The organism is Pseudomonas sp. TE12234 (assembly GCF_054061835.1).
In genome coordinates, this window is the sequence record NZ_JBSSEP010000010.1 from 1 (window position 1) to 14,320 (window position 14,320).

Annotated in this window: 16 protein-coding genes; 10 read left to right on the forward strand and 6 right to left on the reverse strand. The window is 57.5% G+C overall.

What is annotated here, in order from left to right:
• Positions 1–125: 125 nt before the first annotated feature.
• Both fdxA and mutS read right to left on the reverse strand, forming a co-directional pair.
• A complete protein-coding gene (gene fdxA, locus ACVWYU_RS16595; protein WP_007908827.1) occupies positions 126–449 on the reverse strand; it encodes a ferredoxin FdxA in 324 nt (107 codons plus the stop codon).
• A gap of 141 nt (positions 450–590) precedes the next feature.
• The gene (gene mutS, locus ACVWYU_RS16600) at positions 591–3,170 is read right to left on the reverse strand and encodes a DNA mismatch repair protein MutS (protein ID WP_457373194.1); all 2,580 of its coding nucleotides are present in this window, start codon (positions 3,168–3,170) and stop codon (positions 591–593) included.
• 188 nt (positions 3,171–3,358) lie between these two features.
• Between mutS and ACVWYU_RS16605 the strand changes: the two genes are divergently transcribed.
• From ACVWYU_RS16605 to recX, 5 genes are all read left to right on the forward strand, one after another.
• Positions 3,359–4,093 (forward strand): LexA family transcriptional regulator, encoded by a 735-nt coding sequence (locus ACVWYU_RS16605; protein WP_248916828.1) that lies wholly within the window; start codon positions 3,359–3,361, stop codon positions 4,091–4,093.
• 280 nt (positions 4,094–4,373) lie between these two features.
• Positions 4,374–4,724: a phage holin family protein gene (locus ACVWYU_RS16610; protein WP_390959066.1), complete on the forward strand. Its 351-nt coding sequence runs from the start codon at positions 4,374–4,376 to the stop codon at positions 4,722–4,724.
• Between the two features lie 167 nt (positions 4,725–4,891).
• The gene (locus ACVWYU_RS16615; RefSeq protein ID WP_090318348.1) at positions 4,892–5,392 is read left to right on the forward strand and encodes a CinA family protein; all 501 of its coding nucleotides are present in this window, start codon (positions 4,892–4,894) and stop codon (positions 5,390–5,392) included.
• Positions 5,393–5,475: 83 nt separating this feature from the next.
• Positions 5,476–6,528, forward strand: a complete 1,053-nt coding sequence (gene recA, locus ACVWYU_RS16620; RefSeq protein ID WP_090317008.1) for a recombinase RecA — start codon at positions 5,476–5,478, stop codon at positions 6,526–6,528.
• 8 nt (positions 6,529–6,536) lie between these two features.
• The gene (recX, locus tag ACVWYU_RS16625) at positions 6,537–7,004 is read left to right on the forward strand and encodes a recombination regulator RecX (RefSeq protein ID WP_390959068.1); all 468 of its coding nucleotides are present in this window, start codon (positions 6,537–6,539) and stop codon (positions 7,002–7,004) included.
• Positions 7,005–7,047: 43 nt separating this feature from the next.
• Here recX and ACVWYU_RS16630 read toward each other — a convergent pair whose 3' ends face one another.
• On the reverse strand, positions 7,048–8,166 hold the full coding sequence (locus tag ACVWYU_RS16630) for an LOG family protein (RefSeq protein WP_390959070.1): 1,119 nt from the start codon (positions 8,164–8,166) through the stop codon (positions 7,048–7,050).
• Positions 8,167–8,648: 482 nt separating this feature from the next.
• Here ACVWYU_RS16630 and ACVWYU_RS16635 point away from each other — a divergent pair, with 482 nt between their 5' ends.
• Positions 8,649–8,849 (forward strand): hypothetical protein, encoded by a 201-nt coding sequence (locus tag ACVWYU_RS16635; protein ID WP_390959072.1) that lies wholly within the window; start codon positions 8,649–8,651, stop codon positions 8,847–8,849.
• Here the strand turns inward: ACVWYU_RS16635 and ACVWYU_RS16640 are convergent, their stop codons facing one another.
• Complete coding sequence (locus ACVWYU_RS16640; protein WP_247254865.1) at positions 8,850–9,272, reverse strand: PA3611 family quorum-sensing-regulated virulence factor; 423 nt, start codon at positions 9,270–9,272, stop codon at positions 8,850–8,852.
• 190 nt (positions 9,273–9,462) lie between these two features.
• Here ACVWYU_RS16640 and ACVWYU_RS16645 point away from each other — a divergent pair, with 190 nt between their 5' ends.
• From ACVWYU_RS16645 to ACVWYU_RS16655, 3 genes are all read left to right on the forward strand, one after another.
• A complete protein-coding gene (locus ACVWYU_RS16645; RefSeq protein ID WP_247254864.1) occupies positions 9,463–10,206 on the forward strand; it encodes a tRNA-uridine aminocarboxypropyltransferase in 744 nt (247 codons plus the stop codon).
• A 207-nt stretch (positions 10,207–10,413) separates the two neighbouring features.
• Positions 10,414–11,064, forward strand: coding sequence for a response regulator transcription factor ErdR (gene erdR / locus ACVWYU_RS16650; RefSeq protein WP_457373195.1), 651 nt, complete (start codon positions 10,414–10,416; stop codon positions 11,062–11,064).
• A gap of 76 nt (positions 11,065–11,140) precedes the next feature.
• Complete coding sequence (locus ACVWYU_RS16655) at positions 11,141–11,503, forward strand: diacylglycerol kinase (protein ID WP_457373196.1); 363 nt, start codon at positions 11,141–11,143, stop codon at positions 11,501–11,503.
• Here ACVWYU_RS16655 and ACVWYU_RS16660 read toward each other — a convergent pair.
• Complete coding sequence (locus ACVWYU_RS16660) at positions 11,500–12,426, reverse strand: LysR family transcriptional regulator (protein WP_090317029.1); 927 nt, start codon at positions 12,424–12,426, stop codon at positions 11,500–11,502. The genes ACVWYU_RS16655 and ACVWYU_RS16660 overlap by 4 nt on opposite strands.
• Positions 12,427–12,561: 135 nt before the next feature.
• Here ACVWYU_RS16660 and fpr point away from each other — a divergent pair, with 135 nt between their 5' ends.
• Positions 12,562–13,341 carry a ferredoxin-NADP reductase gene (gene fpr / locus ACVWYU_RS16665; protein ID WP_003443014.1) on the forward strand — a complete coding sequence of 260 codons (780 nt, stop codon included), beginning with the start codon at positions 12,562–12,564 and terminating at the stop codon, positions 13,339–13,341.
• 183 nt (positions 13,342–13,524) lie between these two features.
• On the opposite strand, the gene tsaA is transcribed toward fpr, so the two are convergent.
• Positions 13,525–14,223: a tRNA (N6-threonylcarbamoyladenosine(37)-N6)-methyltransferase TrmO gene (gene tsaA, locus ACVWYU_RS16670; protein ID WP_248916824.1), complete on the reverse strand. Its 699-nt coding sequence runs from the start codon at positions 14,221–14,223 to the stop codon at positions 13,525–13,527.
• Between the last annotated feature and the right edge of the window lie 97 nt (positions 14,224–14,320).

A 14,320-nucleotide genomic window follows, 5' to 3' on the forward strand; every position in this document is an offset into this window, starting at 1 on the left:
CTGGATGTAGGCCATAACGAAAAATGCTCCGTATCTTTCGATACGGAGCATTTTCTTTGAGCGCTGCGCAGATTGCTAGGTTTTCACACAGTCTGCAAGGGGCCTTTTCGTAAACGCGGGGGTAATCAGCGTTCGAGATCTTTGATCTTGCCTTTGACGCCATCCCACTCTTCGGCATCGGGCAACGATTCTTTCTTCTCGGTGATGTTAGGCCAGATTTCAGCCAGCTCAACGTTGAGCTGAATGAATTCCTGCATCTCTTCCGGGACTTCATCTTCGGAGAAGATGGCCACGGCAGGGCATTCGGGTTCGCACAGTGCGCAGTCGATGCACTCATCCGGGTGAATCACCAGGAAATTCGGGCCTTCGTAAAAGCAGTCCACCGGACACACTTCTACGCAGTCGGTGTACTTGCACTTGATGCAGTTGTCGGTGACGACGAAGGTCATTTCTAATTTTCTCCTCAGGCGGCGGCAGCGGAGCCCCTTCACGTTGGGGTCGCCAGGTTCGAGAGCGATAGTCTGCAGGCCAGGCTATAGCCTGCAGCATCCCAAACCGCGCGAGATTCTAACAGCTTGCAAGCTTATGCGTTAGATCCGTGTCTTTAGTGTATAGAGCATTTCGAGCGCGCGACGCGGCGTCATGTCATCCAGATCGAGTTTTGCCAGTTCATCCAGTACCGGATGGGGCAGGCTGGCGAACATATCGCTTTGTTGCGGCGTGGCCGGCTTGCCTTTGGCGGGCTTGGGCGCCTCATGCGGCAGAGCGGTATCTTCCAGGCGGCTCAAATGCTCTCGGGCACGCAAGATCACTTCATTCGGCACGCCGGCCAGTTGCGCAACCGCCAGGCCATAGCTTTGGCTGGCAGGCCCCGGCAAGACGTGGTGCAGGAAAACGATACGTTCATTGTGCTCGGTGGCATTGAGGTGCACGTTGGCCACCAACGGCTGGGCTTCCGGCAGGACCGTCAGTTCAAAGTAGTGGGTGGCGAACAGGGTATAGGCCCGCAGGTGCGCCAGGCGCTCCGCTGCCGCCCACGCCAGGGAGAGACCATCGAAAGTACTGGTGCCACGCCCGACTTCATCCATCAGCACCAGGCTGCGCTCGGTGGCGTTGTGCAGGATGTTGGCGGTTTCGCTCATTTCGACCATGAAAGTCGAACGTCCGCCCGCCAGATCGTCACTGGAGCCGATCCGGGTGAATATGCGGTCGACCAGGGACAGCTCACAACTGGCCGCCGGCACGAAGCTGCCGATGTGTGCCAGCAGCACGATCAGCGCGGTTTGTCGCATATAGGTGGATTTACCGCCCATGTTCGGACCGGTAATCACCAGCATCCGAGTGCTATCGTCCAGGCTCAGGTCGTTGGCGACAAACGGGGTGGTCAGGACTTGCTCAACCACGGGATGGCGCCCCTGGGTGATGCGCATGCACGGCTCGCTGACGAAGCGCGGGCAGTTCAGGTCGAGGTTCAATGCGCGCTCGGCCAGGTTGCTCAACACGTCCAGCTCGGCTAGCGCCGAAGCGGTATCCTGCAGCGGTGGCAACTGTGTAATCAGGTCTTCGAGCAGCGCTTCGTAGAGCATTTTTTCCCGCGCCAGGGCACGGCTCTTGGCCGAAAGCGCCTTGTCTTCGAAGGCTTTCAGTTCCGGTGTAATGAAGCGTTCGGCGCCTTTGAGCGTCTGGCGGCGGATGTAGTCAGCCGGTGCTGATTCGGCCTGCTTGCTTGGCAGTTCGATGAAGTAACCGTGAATGCGGTTGTAGCCAACTTTCAGGTGCGAGAGGCCGGTGCGGGCCTTTTCTCGTGCTTCGAGGTCAATCAGGAACTGCCCGGCGTTCTCGCTGAGTGATTGCAGTTCATCGAGCTCACTGTCGTAACCGGTCTTCAATACACCGCCATCGCGAATCACTGCTGGCGGATTGTCGATGATGGCTTTTTCCAGCAATGCCGCCAATTCCGGGTAGGTACTGGTGGTCTTGGCCAGTTGGATAATGTGCGGGGCTTCAAGCTCAGTCATCGCCACTTGCAATTGCGGCAGTGCACCGAGGGCGTCGCGCAATCGCGCAAGGTCACGCGGGCGAGCGTTGCGCAGGCCGATTCGCGCGAGAATTCGCTCGATGTCGCCGATTTCCTTGAGCTGCGGTTGCAGCTTCTCGAAACGATAGCCGTCGAGCAGGCAGGTGATCGACGTCTGGCGGGCCAGCAATACCGTGAGGTCGCGTAGCGGGCGGTTCAGCCAACGGGTCAGAAGGCGGCTGCCCATGGCCGTCTGGCAACGGTCGACCACCGATTGCAGAGTGTTGTCACGACCGCCGGCCAGGTTGGTGTCCAACTCCAGGTTGCGCCGGCTTGCGCCGTCGAGTACGACGGTGTCGTCCAGGCGTTCATGACGCAAGCTGCGCAGGTGTGGGAGTGCGGTGCGCTGGGTTTCTTTCGCGTAAGCCAGCAGGCAACCGGCGGCGCCGATGGCCAGGGTCAGGTTTTCGCAACCGAAGCCTTTCAGATCCTGGGTAGCGAATTGCTGGCAAAGACTTTTCAGCGCCGAATCACGCTCGAAATCCCACGGCGCACGGCGACGCACCCCACGACGTTTTTCCGCCGGAAGGTCTTTCGGCCAGTCATCCGGTATCAAAAGCTCCACCGGGTTGACCCGCTCCAGTTCCGCCAGCAGGTTTTCCCAACCTTTGATTTCCAGCACACTGAAGTTGCCGCTGGTGATGTCCAGCACCGCCAGACCGAACAGACGTTCGTCACCCAGTACCGCGGCGATCAGGTTGTCTCGACGCTCATCCAGCAGCGCTTCGTCGCTCACTGTCCCCGGCGTGATGATCCGTACAACCTGGCGATCCACCGGCCCTTTGCTGGTCGCCGGGTCGCCAACCTGTTCACAGATCACCACCGACTCGCCAAGCTTCACCAATTTCGCCAAATAACCTTCGACGGCGTGGTAAGGAATCCCGCACATCGGAATCGCTTGCCCGGCCGACTGCCCGCGGGCGGTCAGGGTGATGTCCAGCAGCTTGGCGGCCTTCTTCGCGTCTTCATAGAAGATCTCGTAGAAGTCGCCCATGCGGTAGAACATCAACTGATCAGGGTGCTGGTTCTTCAGGCGCCAGTACTGCTGCATCATCGGCGTGTGGGAGGACAGGTCGGAAAGGGCTTTATTCATCGGGAATCGGAAAACTCATTGAAAGGTGTGGGGCAAAAGCGGGGCAATCGCCGGGCTTTTCCGCAATGGGCGCAAGATTAACATGGGCGGTCCGCCGGACGCAGGCATGAACGCCTCGCGGCTTGCTTCTACTGATTTATGCAATTATGCATTTGTCTTCCGGGAACAGAACAAGCACTATGTGTGGTATGCAAAAACGCAACGTTTCTACCGTCTTAAGAGCACTGCTCGACCAGCACGGGATCTCCCCCACGGAGCTTTACCGTCGCACTGGCGTGCCTCAATCCACCCTCTCGCGGATCCTCAGCGGGAAGATCGTCGACCCGTCGGATAAACACATCTCGAAGATCGCCGAGTACTTCGCCGTGAGCACCGATCAGTTGCGCGGTCGCGCAGATGTCGCGTCGGCCTACCATGGGAGACGCGATGAATTGCATCCTGAACTCAAGGACATCAGTCTGTGGGACGACGATACCCCTGTCGATGACGACGAGGTGTCGGTCCCCTTTCTTCGAGAAGTTGAATTGGCTGCGGGATCGGGAAGATTCGTCATCGAAGAGAGTGAGCGCTCTAGTCTGCGCTTCGGCAAGCGCAGCTTGCGCCATAACGGTGTGCAATTCGACCAGGCCAAATGCGTGACCGTGCGTGGCAATAGCATGCTGCCTGTGCTGCGCGACGGCGCCACGGTCGGGGTCAATGCCGGCAAGTGCGGGATTGGCGACATCGTCGATGGCGACCTCTATGCCATCAACCACAACGGTCAACTGCGGGTGAAACAGCTTTATCGCCTGCCTACCGGAATTCGCCTGCGCAGCTTCAATCGCGAAGAGCACCCGGACGAGGACTACACCTTCCAGGAAATCCAGGAGGAGCAAATCGTCATCCTCGGTCATGTCTTCTGGTGGGGCATGTACGCCCGATAATCTTGTCACTGTCAGATGAACCCGTCATCAGGCGGGTTTTTTTTTCGCCTGCCAAAAGGCCCGGCATCCCTGTTTATGGGCGCTTTTTGTGCGCTGGTGCATTTTTAATGTATGAGCAAATGCATTTCGCCATTGACTGAATATGCATTGATGCATAAATTTGCTGTCAAGGCGTTCTATAAAGCAGATCTAACCGAAGTTCTCTGCGTATCTAAAGTAAGGCTGCGTAATGGTTAAGTGCACTTGCACATCGCCCATCAATTACCCCAGGAGGCGTGACATGACAATTGAGCAACAAGCGTTGTTGGACATGCCAATCTGGCTGGTCATCGTGCTTGCCTTAGTGGGTGGGCTGTCAGGTGAAATGTGGCGCGCCGACAAGGATGGCGCTCGTGGCTGGACGCTGCTGCGACGGCTGGTCCTGCGCTCCGGGGCCTGTATGGTCGGCGGGGTCTCGGCGATCATGCTGTTGTATGCCGCCGGCCTGTCGATCTGGGTCGCAGGCGCCTTCGGGTGCCTCACCGCGATGGCTGGTGCGGACGTGGCGATCGGTCTTTATGAGCGTTGGGCGGCCAGGCGGATTGGCATTTGTGAAATGCCGCCCCGAGATTCCCGTCCGGACCAACAATGAATCCCGTCGATACACCCAAACGCGTGACTGCGTTTCTTGCGCGGGTCGGTCATGAGTCGTACCTATCTCAGAGCGCGTGCTCGCTAACATTTCGATCGACTCCGTAACTTGCAAGCATGGTTCGCTCGTGTACGGTAGGTCTCATTCCGCCCGATCAGGAGATGACTGTGAAAGAAATCACACAACTGGCCGCCGAACTCGGCAGACGCTTGCAGGTTCTCAACGCCCATGTCACCGCAGCAGAGTCCTGTACGGGCGGCGGAATTTCCGAAGCGATAACCCGGATCCCGGGCAGTTCGGCATGGTTCGAGGCGGGTTACGTTACTTACTCCAACCGCCAGAAGACCCAGCAGTTGAATGTCCCTGCCGAGTTGTTTTCAACAGTGGGGGCGGTCAGTCGCGAGGTCGTCGAAGCCATGGTCCGTGGCGCACAGGAAAAAAGCCATGCGCGTTTTGCCGTGGCGGTCAGCGGCATCGCCGGGCCGGACGGCGGCTCGCCAGGCAAACCAGTGGGCACCGTATGGCTGGCCTGGGGCGTGGGCGAGCAAGTGTTCAGTGAATTGCAACACTTCCCGGGCAACCGCGATGAAGTTCGCCGACAAACGGTGAAGGCCGCGCTAGAGGGGCTGCTGCGACATGCCGCCGGAGAAATCTCAAATCAGGGGTAGGCGATCCTCGAACGCTGTGGAATAATACTGTCTACTTATACAGGTGTTGGCCGTCAGGCCTTATTGATTACGTGAGGACTTTAATGGACGACAACAAGAAGAAAGCCTTGGCTGCGGCCCTGGGTCAGATCGAACGTCAATTCGGCAAGGGTGCCGTAATGCGTATGGGCGATCAGGACCGTCAGGCGATCCCATCCATCTCCACCGGCTCTTTGGGTCTGGATATCGCACTGGGCATTGGCGGTCTGCCAAAAGGCCGTATTGTTGAAATCTACGGTCCTGAATCTTCCGGTAAAACCACACTGACCTTGTCCGTGATCGCCCAGGCTCAAAAAGCTGGCGCGACGTGCGCATTCGTCGATGCTGAACACGCCCTCGATCCTGAATATGCCGGCAAGCTGGGCGTCAACGTCGACGACCTGCTGGTTTCCCAGCCGGACACCGGCGAGCAAGCACTGGAAATCACCGACATGCTGGTGCGTTCCAATGCCGTTGACGTGATCATCGTCGACTCCGTGGCGGCGCTGGTGCCAAAAGCAGAAATCGAAGGCGAAATGGGTGACATGCACGTGGGCTTGCAAGCCCGTCTGATGTCCCAGGCGCTGCGTAAGATCACTGGTAACATCAAGAACGCCAACTGCCTGGTGATCTTCATCAACCAGATCCGTATGAAAATCGGCGTGATGTTCGGCAGCCCGGAAACTACCACGGGTGGTAACGCACTGAAATTCTATGCTTCGGTTCGTCTGGATATCCGCCGTACTGGCGCAGTGAAAGAAGGTGACGAAGTCGTTGGTAGCGAGACCCGCGTCAAGGTTGTGAAGAACAAGGTGGCTTCGCCGTTCCGGCAGGCCGAGTTCCAGATTCTTTACGGCAAGGGCATCTACCTCAATGGCGAGATGATCGACCTGGGTGTTTTGCACGGTTTCGTTGAAAAATCCGGTGCATGGTATGCCTACAACGGCACCAAGATCGGTCAGGGTAAAGCCAACTCGGCCAAGTTCCTGGCGGATAACCCGGAAGTTGCTGCGGCCCTTGAGAAACAACTTCGCGACAAACTGCTGACCCCAGCGCCGGACGTCAAGGCTTCGCCAGTCAAAGAGACTGAAGATGACCTGGCTGACGCTGATATCTGATAGAACCGATGACCGCCGTACTCGATACCCTCGTCGCGGTGCGGCGAACCGCAATGGACCTGCTCGCACGTCGCGAGCATGGTCGAGTAGAGCTGACGCGCAAGCTGCGTCAGCGCGGCGCTCTCCCTGAAATGATCGAAACAGCACTCGACCGATTGACGGAAGAGGGGCTGTTATCTGAATCCCGTTATCTCGAAAGCTTCGTTTCCTACCGAGCTCGCTCCGGTTACGGTCCCATGCGCATTCGCGAAGAGTTGAGCCAGCGTGGCCTGCAGCGCAGCGATATCGACCTTGCGTTGCGCGAGAGCGGAATCGACTGGCAGGTACATCTGGAAGACACCTGGCGGCGCAAGTTTTCCGGGCATTTGCCAATCGACACCCGAGAGCGTGCCAAACAAGGCAGGTTCCTGGCGTATCGGGGGTACTCCATGGAAATGATCAGCCGCTTGTTCAGTGGCCGAGGGATGGATGATTGACTGAAACGGCTCGCTATTGCATAGCGGGCCGTTTTTTTATGCCTCAGATAACCTTTGACGTTTCACGAGTGTGCTGTTGCACCTGAGGTTGGGACTGCGCCCAGTTTTCCGGCAGATTGATGTAATCCACCAGTTCTCGCAGCCGGCCATGATCACGGGCATTGAAGTTGAATGCCAGTCTTGCCAGATGACTGAACTCGGCTTCGTCATGTTCCTCGCTGCTGTAGACGTGTTGATGGAAATGATCGCTCAGGCAAAGATCGGCGAACGCCACTTGCATGTGTTCGAGTGCCCGGTCACTGAGTGTGTGATTCATGCGAATCAGGAATTGATGCTTGAGCCAGCGGCTGGAGTGGAAGTTGCTGTAGAACTGGTTGATGTGCTCTACCGCTTCATCGACGCAGTAGACCAGTTTCACCAGTTTCATATCAGTGGGCAGGATGTAGCGGTTTTCCACCAATTGCTGGTGAATGAAGTCTAACGCGACCTGCCAGAATTTGCCGCCGGGAGCGTCCAGCAGCACGACCGGCACCAATGGCGTTTTTCCGGTCTGGATCAGCGTCAGTACTTCCAGTGCTTCATCCAGCGTGCCAAAGCCACCTGGGCATAGCACCAGCGCGTCGGCTTCCTTGACGAAGAACAGTTTGCGCGTGAAGAAGAAGTGGAAGGGCAGCAGGTTGGTGGTGCCGTTGACGGTCGGGTTGGCGTGTTGTTCGAAGGGCAGAGTGATGTTGAAGCCCAGGCTGTGTGTCAGGCCAGCCCCTTCATGGGCTGCGGCCATGATACCGCCACCGGCACCGGTGATAACCATCAGATCTGAGCGGGCCAGTGCGGCGCCGAGTTCACGGGCCATTCCGTACAGCGGATGCTCTATAGGCGTACGGGCCGAGCCGAAAACAGTGACTTTACGCCGTCCTTTGAACTGCTCCAGTACGCGGAAGGCCTGCTCCAGTTCGCGCAGGGTTTGAAGGGTGATTTTGGCATTCCAGCGGTTGTGGTCTTCCTGGGCCATGCGCAGCACGGTCAGGATCATGTCGCGGTAAATCGGAATATTCGGGCTGTTGGGTGAGACCAGGTTGAGTTGTTCTTCGACCTTGTTGATGAGGTCGTGGCCGCTTTGTTCAAAATGACGGCTCAAGAGGTCATTCGGTTGGTAAGGCATTCAACTTCTCCTTCTGCACAGAACCTTCGGTAGCGACGAATTCGTTCGTCGCCACCACGACACCTCTTGTGTCGTTGTCTGCCCAAGCCCATGCCTGGGCGATCCACATAACCCGAATGATTGGCGGGTCATCCATAGAGGTTCTGTTTTTCCTTGGATTGAAGAAACGTTCGCACAACGCAACACGTTACGGGCGGCCCCTTTCCTGCCCTGAAAAAGTGATTGTGGATACGTTGAAATTTAGACCCTCGCGGAAATTTTCGCTGCCTTGATCATTGCGCCGCAAAGTCTTTCCTGGCAACCGCTTATTGACGATTTGCGAGGTGGTTTCACCACTCGTCTGAAGGTACGCCCAAGGAGCAGCATTCTGATTAACTAACCTACAGGTGTATCACGACAACTTGGCGTCAAGGGTAGGCGCACGGTACGAGCGGTTTAAGGATTTGTCGCTCAAAAGAGCGAGGAGCAAGGAGGCGGGAGCCATGGCCAGAGTCATTCTGGAAATAGAGATCGATACGCAACTGTATCGATTGCTGAAGTCATCAGCCGAGACCAATCATCTAAGTCTTGAGGAGGAGTGCTGCCGGCGTCTTATGGACGCGGAGCGGCGTTCACGTTACTTGCAGGCGTTGGTGGCGGAATTGCGCGCCGAAGATGAACAGCGGCGCGCCAAGTCTCACTGATTACTTTTTCTTCTGAGGGGCTTTCGGGCAATCCGATTCCTGGTAGCTGGCAGAGCCGACCGCGCGATTGGTCTTCACTTCGGTGAAGTCGTAACGCATGGTTGCACCTTTGGCCATCAGCTTGCGGTACGACGGGTTGTTGCATACCGCGGCACCGAGTTGGAAATACACGGCTTTTGGATCGGCGCGCATCTTGTTGGCGTGGCTGCTTTGTACGCTCAGATGGTTAATCAGCGTCGTTCCCTCGACGGTATAGCCCTGATCGAGAATGTCTTCATTGATCGCCCGTGGAGTGCCAACACTGCTTTGGGTGGCGACGTTCTGCAGCTCTTTGTTCAGATTCTGTTCACTCAGGGACGCAGCCTGGGCATTGAAGGACGCCGCCAGCAAAATGGCAGCGGTGGGAACGATAAGGCGCAGCATGAAACTCTCCTGATTCAGTGACTGAGTGCTTCGACCAGTCACGTGACTGTGCGTTCAGTGGCGGTGAATTATAGGGGAGGTGGTCGGGACGGTACAGGATTGCGCTCATCGCTCTGTTAAACTGCCGACTTTTATTGCCTTGCCGAGAATTGTACGTGTCGATTTCCCCATTTTTTCGGCGTTGCACGCGATGAGCCATGCTCCTAACGCCGTAGCCCGCTTGCGCGATCAGCGCGAAGAAGAAGGCATCAAGCCGATTCAGGCCCGTGGCTGGCGGGCGACCCGTTGCCGTGCCTGTCGTGTGATCGAGAGCCATTGCTTGTGCGCGTGGCGTCCGCTGGTGGAAACCCGCTCGGGTGTGTGCCTGATCATGACGAACAAGGAAGTGTTCAAGCCGAGCAATACCGGCTGGTTGATTGCCGATGTGGTTCGTGACAATCACGCGTTCATCTGGTCGCGCACCGAGGTCGACCCAGAGCTTTTGGCATTGCTGTCCGACCCGCAATGGCAGCCTTACCTGGTGTTCCCGGGCGAATACGTCGCGCCTGAGCGGGTAACCCACAGCGTGACGCTTGATAGCACCAAGCGGCCGCTGTTCATATTGCTCGACGCGACCTGGACCGAAGCACGCAAGATTTTTCGCAAAAGTCCCTACTTCGACGCATTGCCGATCCTCAGCCTGCTGCCGGAAAAACTCTCCCGCTATCAATTGCGCCGCTCTACCCGGAGCGAACACCTGTGCACCGCGGAAGTCGCGGCGTTGTGCCTCGATCTTGCAGGCGATGTGCAGGCTGCATCGGCACTGGACGCTTATTTCGACGTGTTCAGCCAGCATTACCTTGATGCCAAGCGTCAGCTTGAGATGAACGTTGAAACACCGGCGCACGCCGAGTTGATGCCGTTCGTGCAGGGTAGTGCCGCCTCAATGAACTGATTGTCGCCCATACTGCAAAGAACTGTCCGGGCCATGCACCTTGACCACCCCGGCTACGCTGGGCATGCTTGGCGCCGATTGGGGCGCGGCCAAGGATTCATACGCCGTTTCTTTAACGTGAGAGCCACGTGATTGGCGTTGAACGTGCCCTGCTGGTGCGGCTCCGTGGCTGCACCTTGAGTGTTTGAAGAACAGGATCATTTGAAAATGGCCACATACGAAATCCTGATTGCCGATGACCACCCGCTTTTTCGTTCGGCCTTGCATCAAGCGTTGACGCTGGGTCTTGGCCCGGATGTCCGTCTTGTCGAAGTGGCGAGCATTGCCGAGCTGGAAACCCGTCTGACAGAAAAGGCTGATTGGGATCTGGTGTTGCTGGATCTGAACATGCCGGGTGCTTACGGTTTTTCCGGGCTTGTATTGTTGCGCGGTCAGTATCCGCAAATTCCGGTGGTCATGGTCTCGGCTCAGGAAGAAGCCACGATCATGGTCAAGTCCCGTGAATTTGGCGCCAGTGGCTTCATCCCCAAGTCCAGTGACCTGAGCGTGATCCAGAAAGCCGTGCGAGTGGTCCTGGATGGCGATGTTTACTGGCCACCGCAAGCGTTCGAGGCCGTCAGTGTTTCCGATGAGGCAAAGGCGGCCAGTGAGGGCCTTGCGAGCCTGACGCCGCAGCAGTTTCGCGTGTTGACCATGGTCTGTGAAGGGCTGCTGAACAAGCAGATCGCTTACGAGCTGAGTGTTTCCGAGGCGACGATCAAAGCTCACGTAACCGCGATTTTCCGTAAACTGAATGTCCGGACCCGAACCCAGGCCGCGCTGCTTCTGCAACAACTTGAGTCAATTCCGAGCCATTAAGGAAAGGCGTCTTCACGCTTTTTTGACTGTGGCTAATCTAGCTTTCCCACTTCTTTTTTGGTCAGTTGCATACCCTATGTCACCTTTCAAAGGCCAGACCGGCCTGAAACGCATCCTCAACGCCTCTGGTTATTCTCTGGACGGTCTACGCGCAGCCTTCACCGGCGAAGCGGCTTTTCGGCAACTGGTACTGCTCAACGTCGTCCTGATTCCGCTGTCTTTTTTCCTGAGCGTAAGCCGTGTCGAGCGGGCGCTGTTGATTGCAGTCTGTCTGCTGGCCTTGATTGTCGAGTTGCTCAATTCGGCGGTGGAAGCGGCCATCGACCGTATTTCCCTTGAATTGCACCCATTGTCGAAAAACGCCAAGGACATGGGCAGTGCCGCGCAACTCGTGGCATTGAGCATGATCGCGCTGGTGTGGGCAGTGATTCTGCTTTAAGCAATCGTCGGCAGTACGATCTCGTCGCTGCGCTGAACCCCGGCGGTGAAGGCGCGGCACAGATCGAGGAACTCACGCATTGCCGATGTCTGATACTTCTGTTTGTGCCAGATGAAATAAAACTGTCGCGCCAGGTCCAGATCCGGTGTCTCCACCGGTACGAGGCTGCCGCGCCGGAACGCATCCCGTAGCGCCAGCCGCGAGATACAACCGATCCCCAGTCCGGACTCCACGGCGCGTTTGATCGCTTCGGTGTGCTCCAGCTCCAGGCGTATGTTCAGCGCGCTTCGGTGATGGCGCATGGCCTGATCGAAGGTCAGTCGCGTGCCCGAACCCTGCTCGCGCAAAATCCAGGCTTCGTGGCTCAACTCATCCATGGTCGCCGTGCCGCGTTTGGCCAATGCATGCTGGGGCGCGCAGAACACCACCAGTTCATCTTCGACCCAGCTTTGCACTTCGATGTCCGGATGGCTGCAATCGCCTTCGATCAGACCCAGATCAATTTCATAGTGGGCTACTTGATGCACGATGTTGGCAGTGTTCTGCACATGCAGCTTCACTTGGCTTTCCGGGTGGCGTTGCATGAAGCCGCCGATCAGCAGGGTTGCCAGGTAATTGCCAATGGTCAGGGTTGCGCCTACCGCCAATGAGCCGAAACCGGACTTGCCATTGAGCAGGTCTTCGATTTCCTTGGCCTGGTCGAGCATGGCCACTGCTTGCGGCAGCAGCTGTTTACCAAGGGCGTTGAGGCTTAGCCGTTTGCCAGCGCGGTCGAACAATTGGCAGCTCGACTGGCGTTCCAGCTCGGTGATCGAGGTACTCGCCGCCGATTGCGAGAGGTTAAGCAGGCCCGCGGCACGGGACACGCTTTCCTGCTGGGCGACGGCGACAAATACTTGCAGTTGACGGAGAGTAAATCGCATATCGATATAACCGATAACCCTTATCTTAATAATCCATTTAACAGATATTGTCGCTGCCTTTAGAATGCGATGCAATTGTGCGAAGCCAGCTATTTTTCGCAGGGCGCGCAGACAAATCTCCAGGAGTCCCCGTACATGAGCAACATGAACCACGAGCGTGTCCTCAGTGTTCATCACTGGAATGACACTCTGTTCAGCTTCAAGTGCACCCGTGATCCGGGCCTGCGCTTCGAGAACGGTCAGTTCGTGATGATCGGCCTGCAACAGCCCAATGGCCGCCCGCTTATGCGCGCTTACTCGATTGCCAGCCCGAACTGGGAAGAGCATCTCGAGTTCTTCAGCATCAAGGTACCTGATGGTCCGCTGACTTCGCAGTTGCAACACCTGAAGGAAGGCGACGAGATCATCATCAGCAAGAAGCCTACCGGCACGCTGGTACTGGATGACTTGAAGCCTGGCAAACATTTGTACCTGCTCAGCACCGGCACCGGCCTGGCGCCGTTCATGAGCGTCATCCAGGATCCGGAAACCTACGAGCGCTTCGAAAAAGTGATCCTGTGCCACGGCGTACGCTACGTCAACGAAGTCGCCTACCGCGAGTTCATCACCGAGCACCTGCCGCAGAACGAGTTCTTCGGCGAAGCGCTGCGTGACAAGCTGATCTACTACCCGACCGTGACCCGTGAGCCGTTCGAGAACGAAGGCCGCCTGACCGACCTGATGCGCAGTGGCAAGCTGTTCAGCGACATCGGTCTGCCACCGATCAACCCGCAGGACGACCGCGCCATGCTGTGCGGCAGCCCGAGCATGCTCGACGAGACCAGCGAAGTACTGAACAGCTTTGGCCTGAAAGTATCGCCACGGATGCGTGAGCCGGGTGATTACCTGATCGAGCGTGCGTTCGTCGAGAAGTGACCGTAGGTCACCCGTAGGAGCGAGCCAGCTCGTGATGGAGGTCAACGTTAACGCGGGAAGCATGATGCCCCGAGGCGTCCTCAGGTTTTTCGCGAGCGGGCTTGCTCCTACAGTAGTTTTGCAGCGCATCTGAAAAGCCCGCATGACCTGGTCAGGTCATGCGGGCTTTTTCGTTTCCGCCATTCAGCCCTTTGCAGGAATGACTTCGAGCACACGGATCAGCTCCGGTGTCGGGTAATGCCAACGCACATCCAGGTCCCAGAACTGCGCGCCGTACTCCCGTTCCGGTACAGGCGACTGGTAAGCCGGGCGAGGATCTTGCGCCAGGCATTGCTCGATCAGCTCGATCAGTGGCTCCTGAAGGCGCTGAGCATGCCCATGAGCCTGTTGCAGCGCGGTGTCCGTCCACTGCACGGCAATCAACCGGGGGGCGGCGCTGGCGATGGTATTGGTGGCGCTGTCGATGATATCGGCGTAAGGCACGTAGGGCTTGATGTCGAGAATCGGCGTGCCGTCCAACAGGTCGATGCCGGATATCCACAAGCGATTGGCTTCGACCTTGTCCAGCTTGACCACGGACTGGCCAATGCCATTGGGCCGGTGTGTAGCGCGAGTGGCAAACACCCCCATGGATTTGTTGCCGCCGAGGCGCGGGGGGCGGACCTTCAGCCGTGGCTTGTCTTCCAGGGCTTGATGAAACAGGAACAACAGCCAGACGTGACTGACCTGCTCCAGACCCTGCACCGCGTCGCCCTGATCGAATGGCGCCACCAGTTCCAGCACGCCGCGTGCGGCCGGGGCCAGTTGGGGTTGGCGCGGGATGGCGAACTTCTCCTTGAAGCAGGAGCGCACGAAGCCGATGGGAGAAACGCTGTAGGTCATGGTTTGAAATCGAGGCGGGGAGCGGGCAGGCATGATAACCCGATCAACCTTTGTATCGGTGGTGACTGTCAACTCGCCATCGCGGGCTTGCCCGCTC